Annotated in this window: 14 protein-coding genes and 2 other annotated features (1 of these 16 running past the window's edge); of the genes, 11 read left to right on the top strand and 3 right to left on the bottom strand. The window is 47.6% G+C overall.

Translation table 11 applies throughout. From position 1 onward, the window contains the following. Nucleotides 1-77: 77 nt before the first annotated feature. Together ACKA06_RS00910 and ACKA06_RS00905 are read left to right on the top strand one after the other, a co-directional pair. Nucleotides 78-1,373 carry a lysine N(6)-hydroxylase/L-ornithine N(5)-oxygenase family protein gene (locus ACKA06_RS00910; protein ID WP_411158953.1) on the top strand — a complete coding sequence of 432 codons (1,296 nt, stop codon included), beginning with the start codon at nt 78-80 and terminating at the stop codon, nt 1,371-1,373. 79 nt (nt 1,374-1,452) lie between these two features. Continuing rightward, the gene (locus ACKA06_RS00905; protein ID WP_032085641.1) at nt 1,453-1,968 is read left to right on the top strand and encodes a type 1 glutamine amidotransferase domain-containing protein; all 516 of its coding nucleotides are present in this window, start codon (nt 1,453-1,455) and stop codon (nt 1,966-1,968) included. Between the two features lie 515 nt (nt 1,969-2,483). Here ACKA06_RS00905 and ACKA06_RS00900 read toward each other — a convergent pair. Beyond that, entirely contained in the window at nt 2,484-2,705 is a 222-nt protein-coding gene (locus ACKA06_RS00900; protein ID WP_032085642.1) for a DUF1128 domain-containing protein, read from the bottom strand. Between the two features lie 285 nt (nt 2,706-2,990). On the opposite strand from ACKA06_RS00900, the gene ACKA06_RS00895 reads away from it, so the two are divergent. The 4 genes from ACKA06_RS00895 (at nt 2,991) to ACKA06_RS00880 (ending at nt 6,865) form a co-directional block, all read left to right on the top strand. Next, nucleotides 2,991-3,407 (top strand): hypothetical protein, encoded by a 417-nt coding sequence (locus ACKA06_RS00895; protein WP_058298959.1) that lies wholly within the window; start codon nt 2,991-2,993, stop codon nt 3,405-3,407. Nucleotides 3,408-3,444: 37 nt separating this feature from the next. After that, entirely contained in the window at nt 3,445-4,287 is an 843-nt protein-coding gene (locus ACKA06_RS00890; protein ID WP_197670078.1) for a YihY/virulence factor BrkB family protein, read from the top strand. 114 nt (nt 4,288-4,401) lie between these two features. Continuing rightward, nucleotides 4,402-6,165, top strand: a complete 1,764-nt coding sequence (locus tag ACKA06_RS00885) for a LytS/YhcK type 5TM receptor domain-containing protein (RefSeq protein ID WP_411158952.1) — start codon at nt 4,402-4,404, stop codon at nt 6,163-6,165. Further along, entirely contained in the window at nt 6,143-6,865 is a 723-nt protein-coding gene (locus ACKA06_RS00880; RefSeq protein ID WP_411158846.1) for a LytR/AlgR family response regulator transcription factor, read from the top strand. Before ACKA06_RS00885 ends, ACKA06_RS00880 begins: the two co-directional genes overlap by 23 nt. A 43-nt stretch (nt 6,866-6,908) precedes the next feature. On the opposite strand, the gene ACKA06_RS00875 is transcribed toward ACKA06_RS00880, so the two are convergent. Next, nucleotides 6,909-7,805 carry a glycerophosphodiester phosphodiesterase gene (locus tag ACKA06_RS00875; protein WP_411158845.1) on the bottom strand — a complete coding sequence of 299 codons (897 nt, stop codon included), beginning with the start codon at nt 7,803-7,805 and terminating at the stop codon, nt 6,909-6,911. 300 nt (nt 7,806-8,105) lie between these two features. Between ACKA06_RS00875 and ACKA06_RS00870 the strand changes: the two genes are divergently transcribed. Further along, nucleotides 8,106-9,554: a carbon starvation CstA family protein gene (locus tag ACKA06_RS00870; protein WP_197670082.1), complete on the top strand. Its 1,449-nt coding sequence runs from the start codon at nt 8,106-8,108 to the stop codon at nt 9,552-9,554. 12 nt (nt 9,555-9,566) lie between these two features. Here the strand turns inward: ACKA06_RS00870 and ACKA06_RS00865 are convergent, their stop codons facing one another. Beyond that, entirely contained in the window at nt 9,567-9,716 is a 150-nt protein-coding gene (locus ACKA06_RS00865; protein ID WP_197670083.1) for a hypothetical protein, read from the bottom strand. A 751-nt stretch (nt 9,717-10,467) separates the two neighbouring features. On the opposite strand from ACKA06_RS00865, the gene ACKA06_RS00860 reads away from it, so the two are divergent. The 4 genes from ACKA06_RS00860 to ACKA06_RS00845 all read left to right on the top strand — a co-directional run bounded on the left by ACKA06_RS00860 (nt 10,468) and on the right by ACKA06_RS00845 (nt 13,786). Then, nucleotides 10,468-10,641, top strand: coding sequence for a hypothetical protein (locus ACKA06_RS00860; RefSeq protein ID WP_169792813.1), 174 nt, complete (start codon nt 10,468-10,470; stop codon nt 10,639-10,641). 367 nt (nt 10,642-11,008) lie between these two features. Beyond that, a complete protein-coding gene (locus tag ACKA06_RS00855; protein WP_198258729.1) occupies nt 11,009-11,563 on the top strand; it encodes a sigma-70 family RNA polymerase sigma factor in 555 nt (184 codons plus the stop codon). Beyond that, nucleotides 11,556-12,182 carry a hypothetical protein gene (locus ACKA06_RS00850; RefSeq protein ID WP_197670085.1) on the top strand — a complete coding sequence of 209 codons (627 nt, stop codon included), beginning with the start codon at nt 11,556-11,558 and terminating at the stop codon, nt 12,180-12,182. Before ACKA06_RS00855 ends, ACKA06_RS00850 begins: the two co-directional genes overlap by 8 nt. Before the next feature lie 47 nt (nt 12,183-12,229). Then, nucleotides 12,230-12,478, top strand: a binding site (T-box leader). A 90-nt stretch (nt 12,479-12,568) separates the two neighbouring features. Next, nucleotides 12,569-13,786, top strand: a complete 1,218-nt coding sequence (locus ACKA06_RS00845; RefSeq protein ID WP_411158844.1) for an MFS transporter — start codon at nt 12,569-12,571, stop codon at nt 13,784-13,786. A 49-nt stretch (nt 13,787-13,835) separates the two neighbouring features. Continuing rightward, nucleotides 13,836-14,011, top strand: a binding site (T-box leader); it runs 16 nt beyond the window's last position.

The following is a 14,011-nucleotide window of genomic DNA, read 5'->3' as shown; positions in this document are numbered from 1 at the left end:
ATAGTTTTTCCTTACTTAGGAAAACATAAAAAGAATATGTACCGGGACTGGAGGTAAATGCGTTGGAAAGAGAAGAGATGTATGACTGTATCGGCATAGGGATCGGGCCGTATAATCTGAGCCTGGCCGCACTGATGGATGAGAAGACGGATTTGAAGGTGAGATTTTTTGACAAGACCCCTGAATTTCAGTGGCACCCCGGCATGCTGATCGACCTGACCGATCTGCAGGTACCGTTCATTGCCGATCTGGTTACGTTTGCGAATCCGCAGAGCAGGTACAGCTACCTGAATTATTTACATACTCATAACCGGCTGTACAAGTTTTTCTTTTTTCATAAATTTGAAATGCCCCGGCAGGAATATAATGACTATGCAAGCTGGGTCGTAAAACAGCTGCCGCATTGTCAATTTCACAGCGAGGTCACCGGTGTGAAGGATACTGGCGCTTATTTTGAAGTAGAAGTCAGGAACGGGCAGACTGACGAACGCGAAGTGTACAAGGCGAGGCACGTGGTAATGGGGACCGGGAGCAAGCCGCTCATCCTGGATGGTATGGAGGGGCTTCCGCCTGAGGATGTCCACCATACGAGCAGCTATCTGTTCCATAAGGCATCCACCTTGGAAAGCCCTTCAATCACGATCATCGGCTCCGGTCAGAGTGCGGCGGAGGTATTTCACGATTTATTAAAAGAACAGCCCAATCATCCGTACAAGCTGACCTGGTTGACGAGGTCGGAGGGGATCCTGCAGCTCGAGTCATCAAAGCTCGGCCAGGAGTTCTTCGCCCCTGATTATGTGGATTATTTCCACGGACTGTCCTTTGAAAAGAGGCTCGAAGCTTTAAAGACACTGGACCAGCTCAGGAACGGGATTGATATGGATACGCTGAATAATATTTATAACATCCTTTACCACCATTCTGTCAGCGAGAATGCCCCGGATATTGTGATCCAGCCCTTGACCGAGGTCCAGAAGATCCTGCAGGAAGAGGATCACTATGTCCTGGAATGCAGGCAGTGGCAGGAGGAGAGGGATTTTTCGTATATGTCCGGGAAAGTCATATTGGCAACCGGTTATGTCCCGAATATACCGTCCTGGTTTGATGAAGCTTTAGGGGACAAAATCGTCTGGGAGGATGAAAAGAGGTTCAAAGTGTCCCGCGATTATAAACTCGTCTTCAAGGACGAGGACCGCAGTCACCATTTTTATACGCTGACGAATCTAGAGCATTCACACGGTGCAGGTGCGACCAATCTGGGACTTTCAGTAGACCGCAATATCGCGATCATTAATGATATCACCGGTAAGGAAGTATACAAGAAACAGCGAAATACAATTTTCTCCCAATTTTCAATGGACCAAACCGATTGACACGTTTTAATTTTGATTGAACGGGTACATTTATTATGTGAGCAAATAAACAAACTAACAAATAGGAGTGTTTTATTTTATGGCTAAAGTTGCATGCTTACTTACAGATATGTTTGAAGACGTTGAATTTACAGATCCTGAAAAAGCATTGAAAGAAGCAGGTCACGAAGTCATCACGATCGAAAAGGAAAAAGGCAAGTCCGTGAAAGGAAAGCAGGGGGACGCGACGGTCTCCATCGATGAAAGCATCGATAATGTTAAACCTGAAGACTTTGACGCACTCTTGCTGCCGGGCGGATTCTCCCCTGACCAGCTACGAGCGGATGAGCGTTTCGTGAAGTTCACGAAGCACTTCATGGATGAAAAGAAACCGGTCTTTGCCATCTGCCACGGCCCGCAGCTTCTTATCACCGCGAAGGCGCTTGAAGGCAGACACGCAACAGGCTTCCATTCAATCAAAGTCGACATGGAGTATGCAGGTGCCACATACGAAGACAAAGAAGTCGTCGTTTGCGGAAACCAGCTTGTCACAAGCAGGACACCGGATGATATTCCGGCATTTAACCGTGAGTCGCTGGCTTTGCTGTCTAAATAATAATGATAGTGGTAAAAGGGACATCCTTGATGGGGTGTCTCTTATTTTGTGAGGTTTTGAATGGTGATACGTGCAGTTTATCGTGGATTGATGTTCCGCAGTGGGAGGAAAAATGCTTTATATTTGTGGTTTGCAAGCCGTTTTGAGATTATTTTTGTTTCATTTTTTAATTTTTGAACGATTTAAGAGGAATTTCAATGTTATAAGGGGTCTGTGATCCTTCTGGGAGTCCTGTTATGCTGTGACTCGGGAAAATATGATCCATTCTGAAAATTTATGATCCAAATTCAAGATTTATGATCCATTCGACAAAAAATACGCGCCGATTTACGGATTTATGATCTTATAAGAATCATTCTAAAGAACAATCGAACAACCAGGCAGGCACGCCGTGAGCCACAAGTCCGATGCCTAATCCTCTAGAGACTGGCACCCGTTCCCATGGCTATCCCGGCATATAAAAGCCCGTCCCGCACTGCGATAACGCATCAACGCAGTGCGGGACGGGCCTTTCATTATTTCCTCAATGCACCAAGCTCTTCGATGATGGCTGTCATTTCACTCGGGCTGAAGCGGTCTTTCTTTTCGACCATCAGGTAAAGATCGTGAAGGTCTTCGTACATTTCCTGGTTGAAATGTTCAGGCTTGATGGCGCCTGCGTTTACGACGTTGAGTTTATCCTTGATGGCGGTGACCATGTATTCGATATTTTCTGCCGTGTTTTGTGATAAATCCATAACTGTTCGTCCTTTCTATCTTACCTTTTATTAGTATTCATCTTTCCATGATTCCGGTGCTCTGTCAACATGGCATTGAGTTAGAGAGTGTCGAAAGAAGGATTTTTTTTACCTGAATGTTTTACACTATTAGGAATTGGGGAATTAGTAGTTAAGCATGTAAGGTTGGGGAAAACTATACCGGAAAACCGGACTTTGAAGGAACTCTGACCCTATTTAGAGAAAACAATAGTAAAAGGCTGCGGCTGCAGCCGACATGAAAATAGAATATAGGAGGATCATGAAATGGGAAATAGCAAGTTTTTTAAAGGAGTCATGCTGGGGGCCGCCGCAGGGGGACTGTTGTCGCTTCTGGATAAAACGACACGCAGGGAAATGGGCACAACGCTTAAAAACAGTGGGTCTGCCATTTCCAGGTATTCGAAGAATCCGAAGATGCTTGCGGATACATCCAAGGATATTTATGAAAAGATGCGTACGACTGCCGATCAGGTGAGCAGGGATATTCAGTTCATTTCAGAAAAAGTGAATGAAATCAAAGAGATGACCCCTCAAGTGAAAGAGATGATCGAGGAGACGAAAGAAACGTTCGAAGATTCTACGGAAGCTTATAAAGAGACGTTCTCCGATCATCCTTCTAATGAAATTAACGCGGGTGAAGAAGGCAGTCAGCCTGTTGCTTCATCTTTCAAAGGCTACTGAGGAGGAACACCGGAGGATTACTGAAAGAGGTGAGAGGATGTCTGTGGGAACGACCCGCAAAGGTTGGAAGAAAGACTCAAAAACATTATTCAAGCAAATAAGTGCAAATGATATAGCAGGACTGGCGGCGCAGATCGCCTACTATTTCTTGTTATCACTGTTTCCATTGCTGATTTTCGTCTTTACGCTGCTGCCGTATCTGCCTGTGGATCAGGCGGACATCCTTGGCGTGATCAGGGATTTTGCGCCGGGTGAGACGATGTCGATGATCGAGGAGAATTTGAGTGATGTCATGAACAATAAGAATACGGGCCTGCTCTCGATTTCCATCATCGCGACGATATGGTCTGCCTCCAATGGAATGAACGCGATCGTGAAAAGTCTGAACCGCGCCTATGATGTCGAGGAAACGAGATCGTTCATCGTTACCCGCCTGATGTCGATTGTCCTGACACTCGGGATGGTCGTTGTGTTTGTGGTTGCACTTCTGCTTCCGGTCTTTGGAAAGCAGATCGGTCTCTTCTTATTTTCTCAATTTGGCTTTTCCGATCAATTCCTGACGATTTGGAACGGCATTCGCTGGGCGATTTCGCCGCTTATCCTGTTCATTGTGTTTGTCGGATTGTATTATTTCGCACCAAGTAAGAAAATCAGGTGCTTGAGTGCCATCCCCGGTGCCATCTTCGCTGCAGTCGGCTGGGTGCTCGTTTCGCTGGCATTTTCCTTTTACGTCAGCAATTTCGGCAACTATTCGGCCACTTACGGGAGTATCGGTGGAATCATCGTCTTGATGATCTGGTTCTATCTTACTGGAATCATCATCATGATCGGCGGGGAAATCAATGCCCTTGCCACAGAGAAAGACGATACACCGTGCTGATAAATAAGATTAATTAGGGGAAGATTCTATTAAACAAACGTTTGATGGGTCTTTCTTTTTTTGTGTGCACCTGGAACGGTCAAGTATAATGAAGGAAAAAGGGGGTGCGGAGTGATGCTGATAGCCGCCATGATCGAACGGCTTGGGATCATCGTTACGATTGCCTTTGTTATGACAAGGCTCGGCTTCTTTCGAAAGCTGATTGAACAAAGGAGTCATGTGAAGAAGTCCCAAACTGTATTGATCATCTTATTGTTTGGTTTCTTTGGGATCATCGGTTCTTATACAGGGTTGATTGTGAACGCAGAAGCAGATGAATATGCAAAATGGCATATGACGCTTCAGGAGAATGAAGCCATCGCAAATTCAAGGGTCATCGGGATTGTGGCAGCCGGTCTTCTCGGCGGCCCCTGGATCGGCCTTGGTGCAGGATTGGTTGCCGGGGTCCACCGCTATTTTCTTGGAGGATTCACCGCCTTCGCCTGCGGGATTTCCACCATCCTTGCAGGAGTGCTGGCTGGATACATAGGAAAGCGTGAGAAAAAGAACCGTCTGGTGTCCCCTGTAAAAGCATTCGTGGTCGGATTTCTGGCAGAAGCGATGCAGATGGCCATCATTCTTCTCTTTGCAAAACCATATGGGGCAGCCTATGAACTAGTATCGGATATTGGCTGGCCAATGATCATTGCCAACGGGATCGGTACCGGGATTTTCCTGCTGATCATTAAGAGTGTTGTGTATGAGGAGGAACGGATGGGGGCGGTGCAGTCACAGAAGGCACTCCGCCTCGCAGACAAAACAGTGAAGTATATGCGGAAAGGATTGAATGGATCTTCAGCGTATGCCACGTGCACGATTCTGATGACAGAAGTCGATGCCATTGCTGTCTCGATCACTGACCGTACCCATATCCTTGCCCATGTCGGGGTCGCTTCCGATCATCATCAGAAGCACAAACCGATCCAAACCGAGGCAACGAAGCGGGTGATTGAAACCGGGGAGCTGTTGAAGGTCGGTAAAAAGGAAATCCATTGCGACCGGGATCACTGTCCGCTCGGCGCTGCCGTCATGGCCCCTCTTTTAAAAGGGGACGAAATCGTGGGGGCGTTGAAATTCTACTTTCACTCGGAAAAAGTGATCTCACCAATCATGATGGAGCTAACAAAGGGAATCGCGACGCTGCTCAGCAATCAGCTTGAACTGGCTGAGATCGATACGCATAAAGAACTGGCCAAGGAATCAGAGGTCAAGGCACTGCAGGCACAGATCAGTCCTCATTTCCTGTTCAATGCGATCAATGTCATCGTATCCCTGATCAGGATCGATCCCGATAAAGCACGGACGCTGCTGATTTCCCTCTCACAGTTCATCAGGCAGAACCTGAGCGGAAGCACGAAATCCACGTCCACTTTGAAAGAGGAATGTCAGCATGTGAAAGCGTATCTTGCAATTGAAGAAGCGAGATTCTACGACCGGCTGCAGATCAAATACGACCTGGATGAAGATGCTATGCAGGCTGTCGTACCATCGATCACCCTGCAGCCACTGGTCGAAAACGCGATCAAACACGGGATGAAGAATCAGGCAGAAGGGTTTATCTTAAACATATCCATTACAAGGGAGAAGGGCAATATAAAGGTAAAAGTGGAAGACAACGGAGACGGGATCGAGCAGTCCCGGCTTGAGACCCTCCTGCTTCAGCCGGTGGAATCGAAAACCGGCACCGGCCTTGCCTTGTACAATGTAAACAAACGACTGGAAATGATGAATGGGGAAGAATCGGGACTTATCATCACATCCGATAAAGGAAAAGGAACAGCCGTTCAGTTCACAATTAAAGGAGGAAGTGCAGCAGATGAAAGTCGCAATCATCGATGATGAGCCATACAGCCGTGAGGAAATGAAGCATCTGTTAAGTACGTACGAATGGGTCGAAGTGATAGGAGAAGCAAGCTCGGCTGAAAAAGCGATGGAGCTTCTGCTGACTGATGACCCGCAAGTCTTGTTCCTTGATATTGAAATGCCGGGTATGAGCGGCGTCGAGCTTGCCGAGGCACTCCGGAAAATGAAGAAAAGACCTCTGATCGTTTTCGCGACCGCCTATCCGGATTACGCCCTGAAAGCATTTGAAGTGGAAGCAGTCGACTACCTTCTCAAGCCTTTCGATGAAGAGCAGCTCGCACGGACGATGGAGAGGCTGAAAAAGACCGTCGCCGGTGAAAGTGCCGTAGAAAGGGAATCAAGAAGTCACGGGAAGCTCGCTGTCCAGGATGAAGACAAGATCATCTTCATCGAGCCGGACGCCATCCTCTACATATTCCGGGAAGAACGTGAAACGTATATCTGCACGGGGAAAAAACGATATACGTGCCGGCTTCCGATCAAGGAACTCGAGGCAAAGCTTGCCACCTATCCATTCTTCCGTGTCCACAAGAGCTACCTTGTCCAGCTGCCATTTGTAGAGGAACTCATCCCATGGGGGAACGGGGTCTACCAGCTGAAGGTGAGCGGGGCGAAGGAGAAAATCCCGGTTAGCAGGAATTATGTGAAAGAGCTTCGGGAGAGGCTAGAGTTGTGATGAAAAAAAGATGCGAAGCGAGGTGCTTCGCATCTTTTTTGAATTAATTCAGCTTCATTTCCTTCATTGTTTCTTCCAGTACGTCCGGATAATTCGTGAACATCCCGGTTGCTCCCCATTCAAGCAGCTGTTTCATATCCTCTTTGTTATTGACTGTATATGGGTGGATCAAGAGATCATGTTCACGGACTTTTTGTACATAGTCCTGGTTGATTTTCTTGTAGCTCATCCCAAGGCCGGCTGCGTACTCGGAGTAGTGATCAAGCTCCTCATCCGTAATCGTGGCTGTCCCTTTGTAATCAAGCAGCTGGACAAGCGGGATATTTTCATTCAGGTTGTGAACCTTTTGGAGGCTTTCCTCACTGAATGACTGGATGATCACGCGGCTTGACGGACCATTTTGCCTTGTCAGGTTGTAGTCTTTCAAGATCTCAAGCAGCTTTTCCTCCATTCCAGGGTAGACATCCGGTGATTTCGTTTCGATATAATAATTCTTATTTTTACCGAAGTGTTCAATCACTTCCTGAAGCGTCTGAACCTGAAGCCCGTTATATTCATCTTTCGCTTTTTCCGGATATGCTTCATTGAACCATGAGCCGGCATCCAATGACTTGATTTCTTCAAGAGTGTGATCTTTGACCTGGCCGGTGCCGTTTGTGGTGCGGTCGAGTGTCTCATCATGCATGGCGATAAGCTCTCCGTCTTTCGTCATCTGAAGATCAAGCTCTATGTAGTCTCCACCCATTTGGTCGCCAAGTTCGTAAGAAGGCAGTGTATGTTCAGGCGCGTACCCCGAAGCCCCGCGGTGTGAAATGTTCAGGATCTGGTTGTCGTTCAACTGGGGATTATTGCCTGATTGAGCTCCTGCAGGGGTGACGGCACCTGCCCCGATACCGATTACGGCTGCTGATAAACAGATGTTCCTCATGAATTTATTCATTGTCATTCTCCTCTCAAATAACGTTCTATTTAAGGGTAATGAACATACATAAAGAGAGGATGAAAGAGTTGAAAAGGCTGTGTGAAGATTCCATTAAGGGAGCGTTACAGGCAGGGAGAAAGGACTGGGAGGAATGGTCTGTACAGCGCGATTATCGGCATGAAACCCCACTGCACGTCAACCAGTCTGGAACGCATGTCAGTCTGTATTTTTGACATGTTGGACATGAATGTGACGATACTGTGACATTGTTTGATATGATGTAAGCGTATTCATTTTGAACGAAAGGGGATCAGCATCATGGTCACATTTCTTGTTGCAATCGCATTATTAATCGTTGGTTACTTCACATATGGAAAATTCATCGAAAAGCTCTTTGGTGTAAATGAGGGACGTACGACACCTGCTTACGCAAAAGCGGACGGCGTCGATTACGTGCCGATGAACACGAAGAAGAATTCGATGATCCAGCTTTTGAACATCGCCGGTGTCGGGCCGATCTTCGGACCGATCATGGGGGCATTGTATGGACCGGTCGCATTTTTATGGATCGTCCTCGGGGCTATTTTTGCAGGGGCCGTTCATGATTACTTGACTGGTATGATTTCAATCCGCAACGGAGGCGCTCATCTGCCTGCCCTTGCAGGTAAGTTTTTAGGAAAAACAATGAAGCACGTCGTGAATGGATTCTCGATTTTACTTCTGGTTCTTGTAGGTACGGTATTCGTAACAGCACCTGCAGCATTGATCGCCGATTTGACTCCGGCATGGATTTCATTGGGCGTGATCATTGCCGCGATTTTCGTTTATTACCTTTTGGCAACATTGCTTCCGGTCGATAAAATCATCGGCCGCGTGTATCCGCTGTTCGGGGCACTGCTTCTAATCAGTGCTGTCGGTGTCGGTGCAGGACTTGTGATTACAGGTGCTGATATCCCTGAAATCACATTGACAAATATGCACCCTGATTCTGTCGCTATCTTCCCATTATTATTCTTGACGATTTCATGCGGGGCGCTGTCAGGATTCCATGCGACACAGTCTCCTATCATTTCAAGAACGACTCAAAATGAAAAGAATGGACGCAAGATCTTCTACGGCATGATGATCCTTGAAGCCATCATCGCGATGATCTGGGCAGCGGCAGCGATGAGTTTATTCGAGCCGGGTGAACTGAGTGCGATCTTAGCTGAAGGCGGACCTGCTGCAATCGTCAGCGAAGTGTCCATGTTAATGCTTGGTTCCATCGGCGGAACACTTGCGATCCTTGGTGTCATCGTCCTTCCGATCACATCAGGTGACACTTCTTTCCGAAGCGCCCGTATGATCATTGCTGATTATATCAACGTGAAGCAGGTAAAAATGTCAAGCCGACTTTGGATTGCCGTTCCATTATTCGCAATCTCAATCGCTCTGACACAGATTGATTTCAACTTACTATGGAGATACTTCTCCTGGGCAAACCAATCAACGGCCATGATCGCACTGTGGGTAGGCGCCATGTACCTTGCCCTTCAGAAAAAACCTCACTGGGTGGCGAGTGTACCGGCCGTATTCATGACGATGGTCACGTTCACGTATATCCTGAATGCACCGATCGGGTTCGGGTTATCGAAAGGTACTGCTTATGCAGGAGCGACGGCTGGTACGATCGCTGTTATCATTGCCTTTGCTTGGAGCCTGAGAAAACGACTGAACGCAGGCGGTGTGATCCAGGTTGATGAGGATGTTCCTCAGCCAGCGGCGTAAAGGTCGCAGGAGTTACTGGAGGCCGCTTTGGAATATGCCGGCTGCAGCCTGAACGTGGTTTTTGAAGCGGCCGGATGGGAAGAGGTTCCTCATCCGGCGGGGCTGCTGCTGAATTTCACCGGCCAGGATGGAAAATGATTTCAGCACCCTGAGCAATGACATTTTTCTGTTATCCCTGATGAGTTTTCCGGTTATTACCGGGAAGCTCTTTTCTTTTTTTGCACAAAATAAGAATGGTTCATAAAACCATTGTTTTGTTTAGCTGCCGGTACTGGCTCTGGCTGCAGGGATGTATGAGTTGCAGCGGGACGGGGGGACAGGTCCCTTGTCCCGCCACGGACCGGATGCAGATTTTACGACTTGTTTTTAATCTAATGAAACAGGAGTGATTCAGCATGACAAAGAAAACGAAAAAAGACGGCGGAACAAAGCAGAATAAAAACCACAAACCTAAGCAAAAGACATCTGGTTCTGCAAACGGGCAGAATGGATATCACTAGGATTTAGTGAGGGGCCAACCTCTTTGGGGGTTGGTCTTTTTTTGGTTTGGCGGGGTTGTGATGACGGCGACGGTGGTGCGTTCTTATGCTGCCGTTTTGGAAGCAACGCCTCGCAGCGAGGGCGGCGTAAGATTTTTCGACAAGTTGCTTGAAAATCGATGAAAGTGGTTCATAAAATTGAAAAGTGGCACGTAAATTTGGAAAGTGGCACGTAAATTCTGAAAGTGGATCGGAAAATGTGAAAAGTGGCTTGAAAAGAGGTTGGCATCCAAAATTTTCACTTGAAGGGACACGTCGGAGTGCGGGATGACGCTGTTTTTAACCGGAAGCATTCAAAAAACAAGCTGTTTTCCCTGAAAAGATGTATTATAATGGAGAAATAGAAGGTTTTCACCTCAAAAGGGGGTTTCAAGATGACGGAAAAGAAAAAGATCAGCCTGCAGGAAGCGATGAAGCAGCAGCTGGCGAAGAAGAAAGAAGCCCAGTCAGGCGGCAAGCAGTCGAAGAACGGTCTGGCTTCGAATCAGCGCATGCAGAGTCAGCAAACGAAGAAGCCGAGTAATACCCGCCGTAAGATGGGAAGTTAATAGAACGAAGAAGAGCGCTTAGTTTTTGTAGGAGCTCTTTTTTTATTGAATTTTTTATAGTTGGCTGCTCGTAAAGAAATCGGTTTGTCCGCTGCGAACCCCTGCATGGCCCAACTGACTTATTCGAATCAAACTTATGCTGACTAATCCCGTTTTATGCGCAAAAATACTAATATATGCTGACAAAATCAAATATATGCTGAAAAATTTCATTCTATGCTGAAAAATTTTGTTTTGTGATGAATTTTCCATTTTATGGGTATGTCACCACGTACTCTCCTCCCAACTTCTTCAGATTGTCAAAACCTCTTTATAAAAAAATCAAACCAACTACTATCCTCTGTCGTCAAAGGTGTAGAGAACTGGGGTGGATCTATTGGATGCGGACGAATTGCCGAGTGGAAAATTAAACAGGGATGAACTGCTTGAAGAGGCCATGGAACGGTATGGCCGGGCGGTTTTATATATGGCGTACTCGTATGTCAAGGATCACGGGCTTGCGGAGGATATTGCGCAGGAAGTGTTCGTGAAGTTTTACAATAAGATGGATTCATTCAGGGGTGAGTCGGGTCTGAAGACATTTCTGATGCGAATTACAATCAATCAATGCAAGGATCATCTGAAACGCTGGGATACCAGGAAGATCCTTTTCACGAATAAGCTGAGTGAGATCATACAGGAACGCGGAAATCCTGAATCGAAGACAATTCACGGAGAAGAACGGAGTGAGCTGCATTCAAAGCTCTTCAAACTGCCGGTCAAGTATCGGGAGGTATTATTTTTGCATTATTATCAGGAATTAAAGGTAAAAGAGATCGCAGGGGTTCTGGAGCTCAGCCCGGGTACGGTCAAGACGAGGCTGAAAACGGGCAGGGACAGGCTGCATCGCTTGTACGGAGAACGGGGGCGGCATGATGGATAGGGAACTCGAGCGGAAGATCAAGAGAATGATCGATGAGGGGCTGAAGGATCTGGATTTCAATTCCGAGCTGAAGGGGAAAGTCCGCCAAAAAATAAAGCGGGATAAGCCATACCGGAGGCGGTGGTATGCTCCCGTGATCAGTTTGCTGATTGTACTATTGCTGCTGTTCGCTTTTGCGGTGGTGAAGGGGGAGAAGCTCGGCTTCATCGGAAATGAGTGGCTGAGCGGTTTTTTTGAGAACAGTAAGAACTTTGATATTGAAATCAACGCTTCCCACGGTCCGTCGGTAAGTACGTTTGACGGGACGATTACCCGGGAAGACGTTGTAAAACCACTTTCTTTTACAAAAGATGAAAGGGATAGGATTTTTGCCAAGATCGAAAGCATCGATTTTGAAGGGGGCTTGGATCTTCCGGACGATAAGGGCTGTAATATGCAGCCTTACGGGGGATATGAGGTGAAAGCCAGGATCAAGGGTGATGTTTACGAGTACCGATCTTCCGGCTGCCACACGACGGCCGACAGCCGGGCGCTGGATGAGCTGTGGGAGATGATGCTTGAAATGATCGGCAATAAGCCAGGGTATGAAGAGATGGTGGAGCCCTACTTGATCATGTAAAAATAGGTTTACTTCCTCCTCATCAGATGATAATATAGTAAAAATTAACAAATGCGATGACGAGAAGAGTAGCCGGCAGAATCCTTCGCCAGAGAGCCCCGGGAGCTGAAAAGGGGCAGGGAGGCTTTCGGTGAACCAAGACTCTGAGCTGCATACCGGAACCTCGGCGGGGATGGTATGACGGGAGCTCCTGTTATAGAGCTAGGGTATGGGCCCCATGGGCAGTAGCCGAAAAGGCCGGTATGGCGACATATCGGTGAACTGGGGTGGCACCGCGATCAAATCTCGCCCCCAAGACTGAAGAAGTCTTGGGGGTGGGATTTTTTTATTGTCATCCTTCTGAAGATGGGGGACTTTGTGAATAAAATCGCGGGGAGGAATGGTTGATGGGTTGGAAGAATCCGTTGTTGCTGTTGTTGAGTATCGGGTTGTCTAATATCGGGGCATGGATTTTCTTGATCGCTCTGAATCTGATTGTGCTGGATGAGTGGGGTTCGGCACTGGCAGTCGGCATATTATATGTGTTGAAGCCGCTTGCCGCATTGGTTGTGAATGCGTGGGCGGGGAGTGTGGTCGACAGGTTAAATAAGCGGAGGTTGATGGTGTTTTTGGATGTATCCAGGGCTGTCCTGGTGGCAGTGCTGCCGTTCATTTCTTCACTGCCGCTCATGTACGCGGTGGTGTTTGTGGTCAATATGGGGAGTTCTGTTTTTTATCCGGCATCGATGACGTATATGACGATGCTGATCCCGAAGAATAAAAGGCAGAGGTTCAATGCACTCAGGAGTCTGGTGGGTTCCGGTGCATTCATTGTCGGGCCTGCGGTTGCAGGATTGCTTTTCATTGTGGGCACCCCGGAAACCGCCATCTTTTTAAATGGAGCGGCGTTGTTACTCTCCGGGGTGGTGACCCTTTTGCTGCCGGATGTGGAAGTGGGCGCAGCCGAGGAGGCGAAGAAGCTGTCGCTGGACATGATAAAAGAGGATCTGCGGGTGGTCAGGCGTTTCAGCATGCATCGCATCTATGTGATGGTGGTGTACTTTTTATTCAGCTGCATGATTGTGCTCACTGCGGCCGTCGATTCGCTGGAGGCCGCTTTTTCAAAAGAAGTGCTCGGACTTTCGAACAGCACGTATGGATATCTTGTGAGTATTGCGGGAGCGGGATATCTCGCCGGAGCAGTGGTGAATACCGTGATTGCAGACAAGGTCCGGGATGTAAAGCTTATTGCGTTCGGATCGGTCGCGGTATCTGCGGGATACATGGTTTATTCGGTCTCGGGTGGATTTATGGCTGCAGCCATCGGGTTTTCGCTGTTGTCTTTCGCTCTTGCCTTTGCTCAAACCGGGTTTGACACATTCATTCAGGAGCGGATCCCTGTTGAAGTGATGGGACGGGTGAGCAGTGTGTACGACTGGATCGAAGGGTTTATGGTTATCGCTGCAACCATACTGATCGGTGCGGGTGCTCAAGTTTTGTCCATCCGTCACGTCGTGGCAGGCGGTTCCCTGATCATGGCGGTGGTAACCGTTTTACTCTGTATCTATTCATTGAGCCGGGCGGGGGAGAAGCGGGCTGAAAGGGCCGCAATCGAACCTCGCTGAAAATTAAATTGACACTACATGGAAATCTCTATATAATCAGTTCAAATACTTGAAATCTTCGATGAGGATCAGTAGAGTGACCCTGTCTTTTCAGAGAGGGGGCCGATTGGTGCGAGGCTCCTATAGACAATCATTTGAACCTGCCTCTGAGTCTGAATATTCAGCGGTTCATACCGTTATCATGTGAGAGAGTGAAGCTTTGCTTTGAATCAGGGTGGTACCGCC

This window comes from Rossellomorea oryzaecorticis (genome assembly GCF_045897515.1).
Classification (GTDB): Bacteria; Bacillota; Bacilli; order Bacillales; family Bacillaceae_B; genus Rossellomorea; species Rossellomorea enclensis.
This window is presented reverse-complemented; position numbering and strand designations above follow the sequence as displayed.